10 protein-coding genes are annotated in these 15216 nt (G+C 54.3%); 9 read left to right on the forward strand and 1 reads right to left on the reverse strand.

Going from position 1 to position 15216, the window contains the following annotated elements:
• Positions 1-217 precede the first annotated feature (217 nt).
• The 6 genes from RC74_RS13455 (at position 218) to RC74_RS13480 (ending at position 11809) form a co-directional block, all read left to right on the forward strand.
• Positions 218-1933 carry a ShlB/FhaC/HecB family hemolysin secretion/activation protein gene (locus RC74_RS13455; protein WP_236939932.1) on the forward strand — a complete coding sequence of 572 codons (1716 nt, stop codon included), beginning with the start codon at positions 218-220 and terminating at the stop codon, positions 1931-1933.
• Positions 1893-6263, forward strand: a complete 4371-nt coding sequence (locus RC74_RS13460) for a two-partner secretion domain-containing protein (RefSeq protein WP_052274878.1) — start codon at positions 1893-1895, stop codon at positions 6261-6263. The genes RC74_RS13455 and RC74_RS13460 overlap by 41 nt, the downstream gene beginning before the upstream one ends.
• A gap of 9 nt (positions 6264-6272) precedes the next feature.
• A complete protein-coding gene (locus tag RC74_RS13465) occupies positions 6273-8195 on the forward strand; it encodes a caspase family protein (protein WP_039002655.1) in 1923 nt (640 codons plus the stop codon).
• 378 nt (positions 8196-8573) lie between these two features.
• Positions 8574-9545: an ABC transporter substrate-binding protein gene (locus RC74_RS13470; protein ID WP_039002656.1), complete on the forward strand. Its 972-nt coding sequence runs from the start codon at positions 8574-8576 to the stop codon at positions 9543-9545.
• 146 nt (positions 9546-9691) lie between these two features.
• Positions 9692-10729, forward strand: a complete 1038-nt coding sequence (locus RC74_RS13475) for an ABC transporter permease (protein WP_039002657.1) — start codon at positions 9692-9694, stop codon at positions 10727-10729.
• Between the two features lie 12 nt (positions 10730-10741).
• Positions 10742-11809 (forward strand): quaternary amine ABC transporter ATP-binding protein, encoded by a 1068-nt coding sequence (locus tag RC74_RS13480; RefSeq protein ID WP_039002658.1) that lies wholly within the window; start codon positions 10742-10744, stop codon positions 11807-11809.
• Between the two features lie 73 nt (positions 11810-11882).
• On the opposite strand, the gene gntR is transcribed toward RC74_RS13480, so the two are convergent.
• Complete coding sequence (gene gntR / locus RC74_RS13485) at positions 11883-12911, reverse strand: HTH-type transcriptional regulator GntR (protein ID WP_039002659.1); 1029 nt, start codon at positions 12909-12911, stop codon at positions 11883-11885.
• 115 nt (positions 12912-13026) lie between these two features.
• Here gntR and RC74_RS13490 point away from each other — a divergent pair, with 115 nt between their 5' ends.
• From RC74_RS13490 to RC74_RS13500, 3 genes are all read left to right on the forward strand, one after another.
• Positions 13027-13554 (forward strand): gluconokinase, encoded by a 528-nt coding sequence (locus RC74_RS13490; RefSeq protein WP_236939933.1) that lies wholly within the window; start codon positions 13027-13029, stop codon positions 13552-13554.
• Between the two features lie 25 nt (positions 13555-13579).
• Positions 13580-14602: a TRAP transporter substrate-binding protein gene (locus RC74_RS13495; protein WP_039002661.1), complete on the forward strand. Its 1023-nt coding sequence runs from the start codon at positions 13580-13582 to the stop codon at positions 14600-14602.
• Positions 14603-14663: 61 nt separating this feature from the next.
• The gene (locus tag RC74_RS13500) at positions 14664-15215 is read left to right on the forward strand and encodes a TRAP transporter small permease subunit (protein WP_039002662.1); all 552 of its coding nucleotides are present in this window, start codon (positions 14664-14666) and stop codon (positions 15213-15215) included.
• Position 15216 lies beyond the last annotated feature (1 nt).

A 15216-nucleotide genomic window follows, 5' to 3' on the forward strand; every position in this document is an offset into this window, starting at 1 on the left:
AAAAATGTGATCGGTCCATATGCTTGTCCTATATGTGTCCGTGGAATGGCGCGTAAAATTGCCAACGTTGGACCGAACTCCGAGACCCTTGAGGAAAGCAAGGCACCATAACGTTCACAAGTGTGCGGTTCGGCGAAAAAATTAGGGATGCAAAGTACAAATTGTTTGTATAATAATGGTACTAATTAAAAATCAATTAATCCAAAGGTGATGCGCTGTGGTATTTCAAACTTGCGTGACCGAGGCTCGCAAAAGTAAATTCCTCGCGTGTCTTTTTATGACGTGCCTGATGGGGTCGCATGCGTTGGCGCAGACAGCCAGTGAGATCACCCCAAGCACTTTTCAGCCGCCGTTGCAGCGGTTAACGGGCGCAATTGTTTTTTCAGGGCAGTCGGGAACCGAGGCTCCTGCGGGATCAGAAACGATTGAGATCACCCTGTCTGGGGTGGATTTGCAGGATGGTTTGCGCCAGATGGCAAAGGAAAACGCAGCGTTTGAAGCGCGGTTGACGCGTGGCCGCATTCCCGTATCTGAACTGTTCGAGGCGACCGCCGATCTTGAGGCGGCCTATGCCAACGCCGGATATGTTTTGGCGCGCGTCGTGTTACCACAGCAAACCTTGAACAACGGGGGCAGGCTGAAGGTCACGGTTGTTAACGGCTTTATCGAAGCGATTGATTCAACAAATGTTGCGCCCAATATTCGTGCGCGCCTTGAGTTGTTGACGGCCCCATTGGTGGATCAGCCCGGCCTTACGCGTGCGGAACTTGAAAGCCAACTTCTGTTGGCGGGTGATATGCCCGGGGTGGCTTTGCAGTCGGCACTGGCTGCAGGGGAGCTAGAAGGCGGTGCGGTCATTGCATTGGATCCTGAGTTTAGGCCGTTCACTGGTTTTATCGGATTTGGGAACCCCTACGGCGAAGACTTGGGCGGCAACAGCCTGAATATGGGCTTTGAGATCAATAGCCCGTTTAAGTTCGGCGAGACTTTTTATGCGCGCTTATCGGGTGCACCGGGGGCGATGGAAACGTCTGATCCGCGCAATCGTATTTTTGCCATCGGGGCTGTGGTGCCGCTGGGATATTCCGGATTAACGATAAACGTTGAGGCGACCCAGAGCGAGACAAACCCAGACGTCGCCTTTTTCCCAACGCAATCCACGTTTGAGCGCAATGCGGTGCGCCTCGCTTATCCCTTTATACGGTCGCTTGATTTGAATGTGTCGGGGCTGTTTGCGTTGGATATGCAGACAGATCAGCAATCATTGAGAAGTGGGCCGCAGATTTACGAAGATCGGCTCTCAATTTTGCGCCTTGGCGGTACCGTCTCGAAGATTCACGACAGTGGCGCGACGAGCTTTCTGGGTTTGACCGTGTCGCAGGGCATTGACGCCTTTGGAGCACGGGTCGAGGGCGATGCCGGATATGCGCCGTCACGCGCGGGTGCAAATGCGATCTTTACCAAGTTGAACGGCGCATTTTCGTATTTGAGCAACTTGTCTGAATCTGTGATGGTGGCTGTCTATGGGCGGTTCCAAACGTCGTTTGGCGATCCGCTACCAACATCAGAACAGTTTAGTTTGGTAGGTCCGACCGAATTGTCGGCGTTTGATTCCGGCGAGCTTCGAGGCGACAGTGGTTGGGTTCTGCATGCAGAAGTCTCGACCCTGCGCCAAGTCAGCCTAGGAGAGACGCCGCTTTTGGCGAGCCCCTATCTTTTTGCCGGTTTCGGACAAGCCTTTACCGAGAGGCCGACCTTCTATGAACAAAGCCGCGTTAATGCGTTTGTTTATGGTGTTGGCACCGATCTATTTACAGTAAATGAATCCAACTTCCGATCCGACAGTTTGCGGATAGAGTTTGGGAGAGGGAGCCGAGACGATGGGAAACCAGATGATTACAGATTCAGCATTACTGCCAATTCCCGCTTCTAAATTCGCCGCTCGTTTGCGCGGGGTTTTGCGTACCAGCGTGGCGGTATGTATTTGCCTGCCCAGTGTCGTATTCGCGCAAGCCTTGCCCCAGAACGGCACGGTGGTGAGCGGCAATGCAAACATCAGTACGGCTGGCGCGGGGATGACCGTGCGCCAAGGGACGAACTCGGCCATCGTAAATTGGCAGAGCTTCTCGATTGGCACGGGCGCGGATGTTAATTTCATTCAGCCCAACGCGAATAGTGTGACTTTGAACCGTGTGACGGGCAGTACCACAAGTGACATTCACGGCAATCTGACGGCCAATGGCTCGGTCTATCTCATCAACCCCAATGGTATTTTCATTGGCCCAAATGGCGCGGTGAATGCGCAGGGTTTTGTGGCCTCGACGCTGGATATGACGAACGAAGATTTCAACAGCGGCAGATTGCGGTTTAGTGGCGACGGCAATTCGGCCTCTGTCACCAACCAAGGGCGTGTGACGATCGGACGGGGTGGTTACGCCGCGCTGTTGGGCGGGCACGTGCGCAACGACGGGATTGTGACCGTGCCGATGGGGCGGGTTGCCTTTGGCTCGGGCGAGCGGATCACGCTGGATTTTTCGGGTGACCAGTTTTTGCAAGTGGCTCTCCCGACGGGCGAAGACGCAGATGTGTTGATTGACAACGCAGGCGCGGTGCAGGCCAACGGCGGCTCAATCGAGATGCGGGCGGCGACGGCGCGCAACGCGGTGCGCAATGCGATCAACCTTTCAGGCGTGGCCGAAGCGCGGTCAGTTTCCGTGCACAATGGCAGCATTGTGCTGGGCGGCGGCAGTGGCGGCGGTGTGAACGTTTCCGGCACGGTCAATACGCGCAGCGCCAGCAACGCCAACGCGGGCACCACGGGCGGCGAGATTACGATCACCGGACAAGACATCGTGCTAGACGGCGCGCAGATGGATGCCAGCGGCAATGGCGGCGGCGGTCTGGTGCGGATTGGTGGCGATTTCGCGGGCGAGGGTGCCTTGCCACGCGCCGATACGCTGTCGGCGGATGCAGAGACACGGATTATTGCCGACGGGCTTATGAACGGCGACGGCGGGCGGATTGCCCTTTGGTCTGACGTCAATACGGGTTTTGCTGGGGATTTGTCTGTGCGGGGCGGCGATGTTGGCGGTGATGGCGGCTTTATCGAAGTTTCCAGTCGTCAGACGCTAGCCTATAGCGGGTTCGCTGATCGCCGTGCGCCAAACGGTATATGGGGCACATTGTTGTTGGATCCGGGCGATGTGACGATCGATTCAGGAACCGGTGGCGATTATGGCGGCACCGACGGTGTGGAATACAGCCTGGCGTTCGGCAATCTCATTATTGAGACGAATTCGCGCAGTGGCCCTCCGGGGGCGGGGACGATCACCATCAACGGCGATATTTCTTGGACCACGAGTACCTCCCTATATTTGACGGCTGACGTTGATATCGTGCTAAACGGCGCGATTGACGGGCAAAATGGCGGGTTGCATATCTACGCGATAGGCGATGTCATCTCCAATTCCGCCACCAGCAGCATCGACGTGGAATCCCTTTACGTGGACGGAGGGAATTGGATTGAGGTCGGAGCGGCATTGACCCCGATCGACGTAACCTCCTTCTATCTGGATAGCTATGCTGCCACCTTCGTGCGCGCCACGGGTGGAACGGGTATTGCGAGCGATCCCTATATGATCGCCGATATCTATGGCTTGCAGGGGATAGCATCAGGCAATACTTCAGCGGCGCATTTTGCTCTTCAAGGGGATATTGACGCCAGCAGTACGGAGTTTTGGCGCACGACCTATGGCTCAGGATTTTCCCCAATCAACACAGTGGACGGATCCTTGAATGGGAACGGCCATACGGTCAGTAACCTTTTTATCTTGCCTTCGTTTGATGAAGGTGGCCCGAGTTCGGCTGCATTCGCGTATGGTATTGGAGCTGAGGGCTCGATTTCCAACTTGAACCTGACCAATGTAGATGTACTTGGCTCCACTGCGGCGCTTTTGGCGGTCTACAATGACGGCCTGATCAGCAATGTGCATGTTGAAGGGGCAATTCAAACCGTTGGCAGCGCCGCGGGTGGTCTGGTGGCCGATAACTACGGCATCATCGAAGATAGCAGCGCCGATGTTTCGATCCTCGTGGAAGACACGAATTTTGGGAATGGATACCCACGCAGTTTTGGCGGATTGGCTGGGGAAAGTGCTGGCGTGATCCAGAATTCGACGGCGGTTGGTAGCATTACTCTGCCTATGAGTCTCGACAATCTCGCCGTTGGTGGTGCTGTCGGCGCACAGTTCGGTGGCGATTTGATCGATACAGATGTCGATGTTGATATCTCGGCGACGGGGACCCTGTTTGCAAACGCGTATTTTGGTGGTGTTGTGGGGTACGTGAATGATGAATCTGGGGACGAGGGATTCGATGCGGAGCCACAGGGCGACGCGGCTTTGGGTTCTCCAAATGCGACCCTCACCAACAACACCTCTCGCGGTGATTTGACCTTTAACATTCAAACCGACCATACCAATTTTGACACCCTATATGTTGGGGGCCAAGTCGGCTACTTGTCGGGCACGTCTACGTTAACACGAGGCCTTTCGTATGGCGATATTTCGGTCACATCCATCGGCACAACCAGCCTGAATGCTGGCGGTGCCATTGGGCGCGCCGATTTCAACGCCACCATCGGCCAAACGCGTTCTCTTGGCGGTAGTATGACCGTTGACTATGACGGTAGGGGCGAGATTGGCGGATTTGTTGGGGCGAACGACGGGACGATCACGCAATCCGATACCGCAACCGCCCTCCGCAGTTACGGTTTCAATGACACCAGCATCGGTGGTTTTGCAGGGGCGAACCAAGGCATAATCATGCGGACCGCCGCCAATAACGAAATCTATATTGATTTCAGCGGTGGAAACAAAGTGATTGGTGGCCACACCGGAAGCAATCTTGGCGGCTCAATCGACATGTCCTATACCACCGGAGATCTCATCGTTTCGGGCACATCGCCTGGCTATCAGTCCTATCTTTACGACGTTGGTTTGTTCGCAGGTCAACAATACGGCAGCGTCTCGGAAAGCTTCGCTGCACGCGATCTCTCCCTTGCCGACTCGCCCATGTTGAACTCTGGTTTCTCGGGTGACTTCAATGATTTATTGGGCTTCGTTGATGTGTTTTTTGATAGTGACCTGGCTGGATTTACGGCGTCTCCTGATGGGGCGACCGGATATACGACGGCGCAATTGCAAGACACAGAGTTTTTCGTCTCCACCCTCGGGGGCCTGAGTGCCGGGTTTTCTATAACCGACTGGGCGCCGGGGGCGGCGGGTTTCTATCCTGTTTTGTATAATCTTGTGCCGGTGATCTATGCTGTGCCCGACCCTGTAACGGTTGTGTTTGGGCAAACCGGAAGCGCGACGACGACGGGTACCGTATATGGCGGGGCAGGTTCCTATGTTTTTGGGCCGGACGGCGATACTGTAAATTTGGACACGCTATTTACCACACTGGTATTCGGCGGAACGTCGGTTGGGCCGCAAGTGTTTACGTTGGCCACAACGGCGCTGACCAGTGCTCTGGACGTGATCTATCAGGTTATTGCGCGTGAGGGGGATGCAACGATTACAGCCGCTCCTACACCACCGATACCCGAGCCAGAACCAGAGCCGCTACCGGATCCTGAACCCACTCCGGACCCAGATCCGAAACCGGAACCTGAGCCAATCTTACCGCCACCACCATTGTTACCCGAGTTTTTGCTGCCAAATCCGACGGACATCATTGTGGGCGGTGAAGGCCCCCAGAGTGTATTGACGATCCAATCGGTCAGCACGCAGTCGGCGGCGACCGCATTATCCGTGACGCAAGCAAGCGCGGATGGGCTGGTTTCAGCGACGAGTGCTTGTGACGAAAGTGGTGACGTTAATCAGTATCTGGCCTGTGTGTCCGATGCGCTGAATGACTTTGCGGATGAGCTGGATGCGATTGCCACGGATTTGCCGCCGGGAATGGAAAACGTTGCGCAGATTGTGCAAACCGCACGGGCGGAAATTGATGGCGCACGCACTCGCGCCACCAGACGTTTGGCAAGCGCCACAACGGACGCCGAGCGTCGGGCCATTCGCCGTGATGCGTTGAGTGAGTCCACCGCGGCCCTCGCCACTGCTGCAAGCGAAATTCGCAAAGTGATCTCTTTGGTGCGGGTTGAAGACCCCGAATTGGCGAGCATTCAGCAAGAGACGATTGTGACGGCCTCCGCTGCTGTGGAAAATGTTGGAATTCAACTTTCGCGCGCTGTTGGACTTTAAGGGGAAGTTATGCTGAGACACATTATTGCGTCTGTCCTATTGTGGGGGCTGACGGTTTCCACCGTTTGGTCTGAGGGGCGTGTGGCCTTTGTTGTGGGCAACTCTGCCTATGAAAACGTCGGGGCACTGGACAATCCGATCAATGATGCTTTGGATATTTCCGTAGCCTTGGAAGGCCTTGGCTTTGACGTGATCTTGGGCAGCAACCAGAGTTTTGAGGCGATGTCCGACGCGATTGCACGGTTTTCACAGGCGGCGCTGACGGCGGATGCGGTGCTGTTTTACTATGCGGGGCACGGGTTTCAGGTCAACGGCGAGAACTATCTGGTGCCGGTTGATGCGGTGATTACACAGGCCAGTGATGTGGCAACGGCAACGATCCCTTTGACTGAAGTTATGAACGCAATGGAGCAGTCAAAAGGGCTTAAGCTTGTGTTTTTGGACGCCTGTCGCGACAACCCGTTCTCGGGCGCAACGGAGGGCATCCCAGAGTCCGGAAGCGGCTTGGCGCGGGTCGGATCGTCGGCGGATTTCATGATTGGTTATGCAACGCAGCCCGACAATGTGGCCTATGACGGAACGGGGCGGAACAGTTTCTTTTCCGAGGCGATGCTGAACCATCTCTATACTCCGGGCCAGTCGATTTCCGAACTGATGATCGCGGTGCGCCGTGATGTTTTGGCGGCGACGGGCGGGCGGCAAATCCCTTGGGATAACTCGTCCCTGACACGGCAGTTTCGCTTTGATAACAGCCCCGTAACCGCCTCCGAGGAAACGTTGTTGTGGCAGGTTGCCGCGAGCGAGAGCGATGCCAACTTGATGCAGCTATATGCCGAGCGCTATCCACAGGGCGCGCATGTGGATGATGTGAATGCGTTTATTCAGAGCGGGGCGCAAACCCGCACGCTGGCGGACCGTGATGAAGTGGCCGAGGCCGCGCGGTTGTGGTCGTTGGCGCGGCGCAGTCGGATGCGCCCCTTGTTGGAATATTATCTGGAGCAATACCCGACTGGCGCCGACGCCGAACAGGTCGCACGTCTTTTGGCGCTGATCCCCGAGGCCGATGACTCCACACCGGGTGGGATTTGTGAGCGCTTGGCAACCCATCCTCGTGATGCGACGGCAAATCAGTCAGGCGTCAGTTTCGAGCAGTTACAACGCAATGCTTTTTCGGCCATCCAAGCCTGTTCTGCGGCTGCGGTTCGCTCGCCAGAGTTGCCGCATTACACCGCACTTTTGGCGCGGGCGACGGCGGCCTCGGGAGAGATGGGTCGGGCAGTGCAGCTGTATCAAAGCGCGGCAGAGCGCGGCGATTTGCGCGCGATGGTCAGCCTTGCGCAATTAACGGAGTCAGGCAACGGCTTGCCACAGGACCAGACCCAAGCGCTGGCATTATATGAACGGGCCGCAGAGGGGGGGAGCGCTGATGCGATGATCAACCTCGCGATTACTCTGTTTGAGGGCGTGTTGCTCCCTGCCGACCCAGATCGCGGTGTGGCTTTGCTGCGACAAGCGGCGGAGGGGGGCTCGGCCAAGGCCGTGTTCAACCTTGGTGTTTTGGCCCAGAGCGACCAGATTGATACGCCGAGGGATGCGCTGGACTACTTCCGCCGCGCCGCGCGCGATGGCGAAGTTGAAGGCTATCGTGCTGCTGCGATTTTGCTGGATGAAGGCCGTGGCATTGATCGCGACCCTGAAGCGGCGGCGGATTTGCTGCTGCGCGGCTTGGCCGAAGATCGGGGCGCTTTGCTGCAACAATTGACGACTGCGTCGGATGAGTGGTCCCGCGATACAATTTCTGCGGTTCAGTCGCGCCTATTGGACGCGGGATATTACACAAGCACCATTGATGGCCTGCCCGGGCCGAACTTCACGTCTGCGCTGACGCGTTGGCGCAATGGTGGATTTGACGCGGATGTTTTGAAGAGTTGAGCTGAATTGGGCTAGAATAAAGCGCAGTTAGTCGTCGATATGAGCGACGTAAATGGATTGGTGTTCATTGTTCGATGCCAGAGTTAAAAGACCTTGTGGTGTTGCTTTTGCAGTGTTTTTTGCTTGCATCGGCTTAGCTCAATTGAGCACCTCCAGAAGGTTTAGAAATAAATACTTGGTTGCATTCCGACAGTATTGCGCTACTTTGTAGCCTGAAAGCGACTAGAGATGTCGCAAATAGACCTTCCACTTTTTTTGACAAAAAAAGGAATGCAGCTAGGCTGCTGGAACGGCGTTTGCGAGGTTGCTGGGCTTTCTGCGAGTGCGCCAACACGTGGCTGACACTCGGTAAACAAGAAATAAGAAGGAATTACCCATATGAAACGTATTATTATCGGTGCGGCATTCGCGGCACTCGCAGCCCCAACGGCGGCTTTGGCACAAGACCAGTGCGGCGAAGTTACGATCACTCAGATGAACTGGGATTCAGCCGCTATTGTTACGGCTGTCTCGAAATTCCTGATGGAACAGGGCTATGGGTGTGACGTAACGGCGGTGCCGTCGGACACGACACCGGCGATGACGTCCCTTTCCGAAAACAACGAACCAGATATCGTAACCGAGTTGTGGGTTAACTCCGCAGGTGATGCTTACCAAAAGCTAAAAGCTGACGGCAAAATCGAAGAGTTGACCAGCGTCCTTGATCCCGGCGGTGTCGAAGGTTGGTGGCTTCCAACGTATCTTGTTGAAGCGCACCCAGAGCTTGCAACAATCCAAGGCGTGATGGACAATCCTGAGCTGGTTGGTGGCATGTTTAACAACTGTCCCGATGGTTGGGGCTGTCGCATCGTCAATGACAACCTGATCCGCGCGTTCAACCTTGAAGATAGCGGTATCGAAGTCTTTAATCACGGTTCCGGCGAAACGCTGGCGACTTCGATGGCTGCGGCTTATCAGAGCGAAGAACCTTGGTTTGGCTACTATTGGGGTCCAACGACGCCAATGGGTAAGTTTGCAATGACCAGCGTTGATCTTGGTGAATACGACGAAGCGGTACACGCGGCGAACCAAAACGCCGATGCGGCTGATCCTAAGGCATCGTCCTTCCCATCTGCACCCGTGCTGACGATCGTGACCAAAGACTTCATGGGTACGCACCCAGATATTGCGGACCTGATGAGCAAAGTGACCTTCAAGACGGACACAATGAGCCAACTTCTCGCTTGGAAAGAAGAGAACAACGCCTCTAACGAAGAAGCGGCTGTTTACTTCCTCAAAGGCAATCCTGAAGTTTGGGGAAGCTGGATCAATGAAGCAGCGACAGAAAAACTGTCTGCTCTTTTGAAATAAGCGAACTGCCTGCCTGAGTGCTCGTTCAAGGGCATGACGGTATTTTAGGCGATCCATTTAACAGGGCCAGTTCACATGATCTGGCCCTGTCGTCGTTTAGACGAACAATAGAATAGGGCCGAAACTATGGCCTGAATGAGGGATGTATGGCGACTTACGATTTTGTTTTCGACGGACTTGGCTTACGCAACTGGTGCGGTAGCAGCGGAGATGACGGCGGAGGAATGACGTCGATGGCGCAACTTCTGGCGGAGACATCAGACGAAGATGTAGTCGCCTCGGCTTGGGAAACGCCTTTCCCCTCCATGGATGCCCTGCATGAAGCCTGTCCCGCCTTTCCACAATCACGTGAGCTGACTAGCGGACTAGAAGAAGGCTTCCTATCGATCAAAGACAGTCTGAAAGTCGTCGTCGACCCGCTGACTCAACCCCTGAGCTGGGCGCTTAACGAAGCGCTCTGGGTGATGCAGGTGGTGCCATGGTTCGTCATGATCCCGCTGTTGATGCTCATTGCTTATGCCGTTAGTCGGCAGTGGAAACTGGTTGGGCTGGTTGCGATTTGCTTCGGGTTCCTCGGTTTTGTTGATTATTATAGCTACACAATGCAGACGCTGGCGATCATCTTTGTCTGTGCGATAACCTGTGTGTTACTTGGCGTGCCCATAGGGATTGCCATGTCGCGGAGCGACCGCGTCCAGCGCACAATGATCCCGATTTTGGACATGCTGCAAACCCTGCCGCCCTTCGTTTATCTTATCCCGTTGATTTTCCTCTTCTCGGTGACGGAACCAAAACTCTACGGTATCGCCATTATTCTCTATGCGATTGTGCCGGTGATCCGTCTCACCGATCTGGGCATCCGTCTTGTTGATCCCGACGTGACCGAAGCCGCAGATGCCTTTGGCATGACCAAACGGCAAAAACTGTTCAACGTGGAAATCCCGCTGGCGCTGCCCAATATCATGGCAGGCGTCAACCAAACCATCATGATGAGCCTCGCAATGGTCGTCATTGCATCGCTGGTTTCGGCCCCCGGTCTGGGTGTGTTGGTTCTGCGCGGCATTCGCTCGCTTGAACTTGGCGTAGGTCTGCTCTCTGGTCTGGGAATTGTGCTTCTTGCAATCATCCTTGACCGCGTGACCAAGGCGGCGCTTGCCCGCATCAATGTAAGTCAGTCTAGATAAGAGGTGACGGATATGAACGAACCAGAAATCAAGATCTCGATCCGTAATCTCTATAAGATTTTCGGAGACGACCCTGAGCCAGCATTACAACATATCATTGACGGCATGGGCAAAACGGAATTGTTGGAAGAGCACAACCATGTGCTCGGCCTGAACGACATCAACATCGATGTGCCCGCCGGAAAAACGACGGTTATCATGGGCTTGTCAGGCTCGGGGAAGTCGACGCTTATTCGGCACCTCAACCGTTTGATTGAGCCAACCGCTGGTGAAGTCTGGGTCGATGGCGATAACATTCTGGAATACAACGAGAAGCAGATGCGGCACTTGCGGCAGCATAAAATGTCGATGGTCTTCCAGAAGTTTGCGCTACTGCCGCATCGGACCGTGTTGCAAAACGCGGGCCTTGCACCGTCCATCGAAGGGCAGAACGAACGCAAATATGCGGATGAGGCCCGCAAGTGGCTTGATCGCGTCGGGCTGCAAGGGCAGGGCGAGCAGTATCCCCATCAACTGTCCGGCGGAATGCAGCAACGGGTGGGCATTGCCCGCGCGTTGACCAGTAACTCCGACATAATGTTGATGGACGAGGCGTTTTCGGCCCTTGATCCCTTGATCCGGACCGACATGCAAAACCTGTTGAACGAGTTGCAGGCCGAGTTGCAGAAAACAATTGTTTTCATCACGCATGATTTGGACGAGGCGTTGAAGCTTGCGGACCACCTGGTCATCCTCAAGGACGGTTTTGTTGTCCAACAGGGAGAGCCGCAGAATATCCTGCTCAACCCAGCAGACCCGTACATCGAAGATTTCGTGAGTGATATCAATCGCGCGCGGGTTTTGCGGGTGCGATCCGTCATGCTCAAGACACCAGATGCACCGGGCGAGCGGGCAGGCGACATTGATCACGATGACACGCTGGAATCTGTGATTGCCCTGTCGGAGGGCGACACCGCACTTAGCTATCGTGTGATGAAAGACGGCAAGCCCGTTGGCTTATTGGACATGCGCAAACTGGTGCGTGCCCTCGTGCCATCAGAGCAGTCTGACGATCCGGAAAGCGCCCGCCGTAGCGGCTGATTGGACTTGATTTAAACCGGAAGCCATTTTGGTTTCCGGTTGATCTCATTCCCTATCGTTGGCTTTAAATTTCTCAGCGGGATCGGAACGCGGCACCGCGTAGATTTGTGGATGCCCTTTTTTTCAGTTCAAAGCCAAGGTCATAGATTTTTTCACTTCTGGTCTCGATTTTTGCATTTGCATCGATGACAATTTGCGCCGCGACTTTGCCAATTTCAACGCGCGGTGTGTGCACCGAAGTTACCGCTGGGTTCATTTGGGATGTTGTTCCCAAATCATTAAATCCGCAGATTCCCATATCTTGAGGGATGCGGATATTGCGTCTTTCACACTCAAACGCGATTCCGACCGCGACATCATCGTTGTTACAGAAAACGGCGTCGCAATCGGGAACCGTTGATAGAATGTCACCCAAGAGGTGCCGCCCGATTTCCACGCTCGATTTGATTTGCGTCGTTATCTGGAGGGCAGGGTCATACAGGCCTGATTTCTCCATCATAGACCGATATCCCGCCATACGCATTTGTGTGCGAGGGTCCATGCGCGTGCCGACAAAGGCGATCCGGCGAAACCCTTCTTGAATCATATAATAAGTGGCTTCTGCTGCGGCTTGGAAGTTGGAAAACCCAACGATACTGTCGATTGGATCGTCGGCAATATCCATCACTTGCACCACGGGACAGTCGGTGGCCTTGAGGAGTTTGCGGGTCATTTCTGTTTGGTCGACCCCGGCGACGATCATACCCGCAGGTTTCATCGTAAGAAATCTGCGCACCATCTCTTCTTCTTTGAGGGCGCTGTAGCGTGTGTTGCCAATTTGGATCGAATATTTGGTGCCTTCAATGGCGTCGTAAGCACCCGCCAAGACTTGTGAGAACACATTATTTGAAAACGAAGGGACGAGCATTCCAATCACAGTGGAACGTTTTGAGGCCAGCGTAGAAGCCGCGCTGTCTGGCACGTATCCAAGCTCCTCTACCGCCGCTTGCACTTTGATGCGTGTCGATTCGGAAACCCGTTCTGGATCACGCAGAGTTCTTGAAACAGTGATTGCGCTAACGTCAGCAATACGTGCGACATCGATCAAGGTTGGTTTCTTCATCCTAAATTCTCCTTGTTTGTAATGACGTATAAGCTTTTCCAGCTCGAAAAGATATTTCTTTTGACAAATGATTGCGCAATCATTTAGACATGTCTTGGTCATGGGGGAGATAGACTTGAATGCAGCGTTTGTAATTATGGGTGTTTGCGGTGTTGGCAAAACGTCAATCGGCCAAGCTCTATCAGTGAGCTTGCCTGCGACGTATATCGAGGCCGACACCTATCATCCGCCTGAAAATATCGCTGCGATGTCTGCGGGAATTCCGCTGTCAGATGCCATGCGCATCCCTTGGCTTGAGAGCATCGGGGAGGCTGCGGAATATGCCCGCGCAAAGGGCCATGTCGTCGTCGCCTGTTCAGCGCTCAAGCGATCTTATCGCGACTTGCTTCAAAGTCGCATAGGCTGCGTCAAGTTTGTCTATCTGCACGGCGAGCGAGATTTGATCGCTGACCGCTTAAAGCAACGAAGCGATCACTTCATGCCCACGACGCTGCTTGACAGTCAAATCGAAACGCTTGAACCTCCGACACCAGAGGAACACGCTCTTTTTGTCGATATTACGGGCAGCAAAGATCAAGTGCAGAACGATGTGGAAAATGCCGTGCGCGCGTATTTGGCCACCTCTAACGAAACGATCCGATAAATCATTGAAATCAGGGAGTAACTCAATGTCACTAAACGTAAAATCACTCGCGATTGCCGCGACACTTGCAATGACCGCCTCAGGCGCCTTCGCACAAGACTTTGCATTGCGCTTTCAATCGTCCGATCCCGCAGGCAACCCTAACTTTGGTTTGCAAAGCGAATGGGCCGCCAGCGTTGGCGTCCTCACGGGCGGACGGGTTACTGTTGAAATGTTGCCAGTAAACTCAATTGTACAACACACAGAAACCCAAGACGCGGTTGCCGCAGGGATCATCGACGGTCACATCACCGATACGTCCTACTTCACGGGCAAAGACGCGGCGTTTGGCTTGATTGCGAACCCCGTTGGCGCATGGTCTTCGCCATATGAAATGTTTGCATTCATGCAATACGGTGGCGGCAATGAGCTTATGGCCGAATTGGTCGAGCCCTATGGCCTACACTTTATCGGTGCCACGACGCCGGGTCTTGAAGCGTTTATCTCAAAAGTACCCTTGGATGGTGTCGACGATCTTAAAGGCTTGAAAATGCGGGCGCCAGAAGGCCTCGTTCAGCAAGTATTTGCAGCAGCAGGCGCGGCTCCGGTCAATTTGCCCGGTTCGGAAGTGTTTACGTCGCTTGATAAAGGCGTGATCGACGCGGCTGACTATACCGTGTTCTCGACCAATCAAGAGCAGGGTATGCATGATGTTGCCAAGCATCCGGTCTACCCCGGTTTCCACTCCATGCCGCTCGTCGAAGTGTCGATGAACAAAGCGACATGGGACAGTATGCCCGCGGATATCCACGCCATCCTAGAAATGTCGGTGCGTGATTTTGCCAACAACATGGTGAGCCAACTGGCCGCACGCGATACGCTTGCTGTTGCCGAAGCGAACGCAAACCCAGAAATCACAGTGCACAACTGGTCCGCCGCAGAGCGCGCCAAATTCCGCACGATTGCACAGGGTGAGTGGAGCAAAGTGGCTACACGTTCGGACAATGCACAACGCGTTTTTGATGTGCTTACTGCATATCTTGCAGCGCAAGGCATGATTTCCGAGTAATCTAAACCACAAGCGGCCCCGTTATTTCGGCGGGGCCGTTTTTTCAAGGGATGTGAACCCAATGGACCAAGATCAAATCAAAAACCTGCATTTAGAGGAAGGCGCTGATCCGGACTCAGGGGCATTGGGGCAAGTCATTAATTCTGTGGGCATCATCTTTGCTATCGGTATTCTGATCTCAGCCGCCATTCTGATCCTCGAAATTTTTCTGCGCTATGTGCTGAATGCTCCCACCATTTGGGCCCATGAAACCGTTATTTTTCTGAACGCCAGCGCGTTTGTCTTCGGTGGCCTCTATGTGGTGTCGCGCAACAGCCATATCCGTGTTGTTTTGATCTATGATTACCTGTCCAAACCCGTTCGGCGCCATTTTGACATCGCGATTTCCCTCACAAGTTTTCTGGCGTCGGTGATATTCGCATGGGCCGCGTGGCAAGGCGTGAAACGCGCAATTTGGACACCCGCTGGCGATTTTCGCTTGGAGACGTCCGGCTCCGCGTGGAACCCTCCAACGCCGGGTCTGTTGAAAGTCTTTCTGCTTATCATCCTGTGCCTCATGGCTATTCAATTTCTAGTGTTGGCCGTTTCCTACTACAAAAAGAAAGATAGCTAAC

The sequence above is a fragment of the Falsihalocynthiibacter arcticus genome (genome assembly GCF_000812665.2).
Taxonomy (GTDB): domain Bacteria; phylum Pseudomonadota; class Alphaproteobacteria; order Rhodobacterales; family Rhodobacteraceae; genus Falsihalocynthiibacter; species Falsihalocynthiibacter arcticus.

Bases quoted from the DNA above. Each gene is read 5' to 3' on its own strand.
- RC74_RS13470 (WP_039002656.1), top strand. From the start codon at position 8,574: ATGAAACGTATTATTATCGGTGCGGCATTCGCGGCACTCGCAGCCCCA.
- RC74_RS13475 (WP_039002657.1), top strand. From the start codon at position 9,692: ATGGCGACTTACGATTTTGTTTTCGACGGACTTGGCTTACGCAACTGG.
- gntR (WP_039002659.1), bottom strand. From the start codon at position 12,911: ATGAAGAAACCAACCTTGATCGATGTCGCACGTATTGCTGACGTTAGC.
- RC74_RS13460 (WP_052274878.1), top strand. From the start codon at position 1,893: ATGATTACAGATTCAGCATTACTGCCAATTCCCGCTTCTAAATTCGCC.
- RC74_RS13480 (WP_039002658.1), top strand. From the start codon at position 10,742: ATGAACGAACCAGAAATCAAGATCTCGATCCGTAATCTCTATAAGATT.
- RC74_RS13495 (WP_039002661.1), top strand. From the start codon at position 13,580: ATGTCACTAAACGTAAAATCACTCGCGATTGCCGCGACACTTGCAATG.
- RC74_RS13465 (WP_039002655.1), top strand. From the start codon at position 6,273: ATGCTGAGACACATTATTGCGTCTGTCCTATTGTGGGGGCTGACGGTT.
- RC74_RS13500 (WP_039002662.1), top strand. From the start codon at position 14,664: ATGGACCAAGATCAAATCAAAAACCTGCATTTAGAGGAAGGCGCTGAT.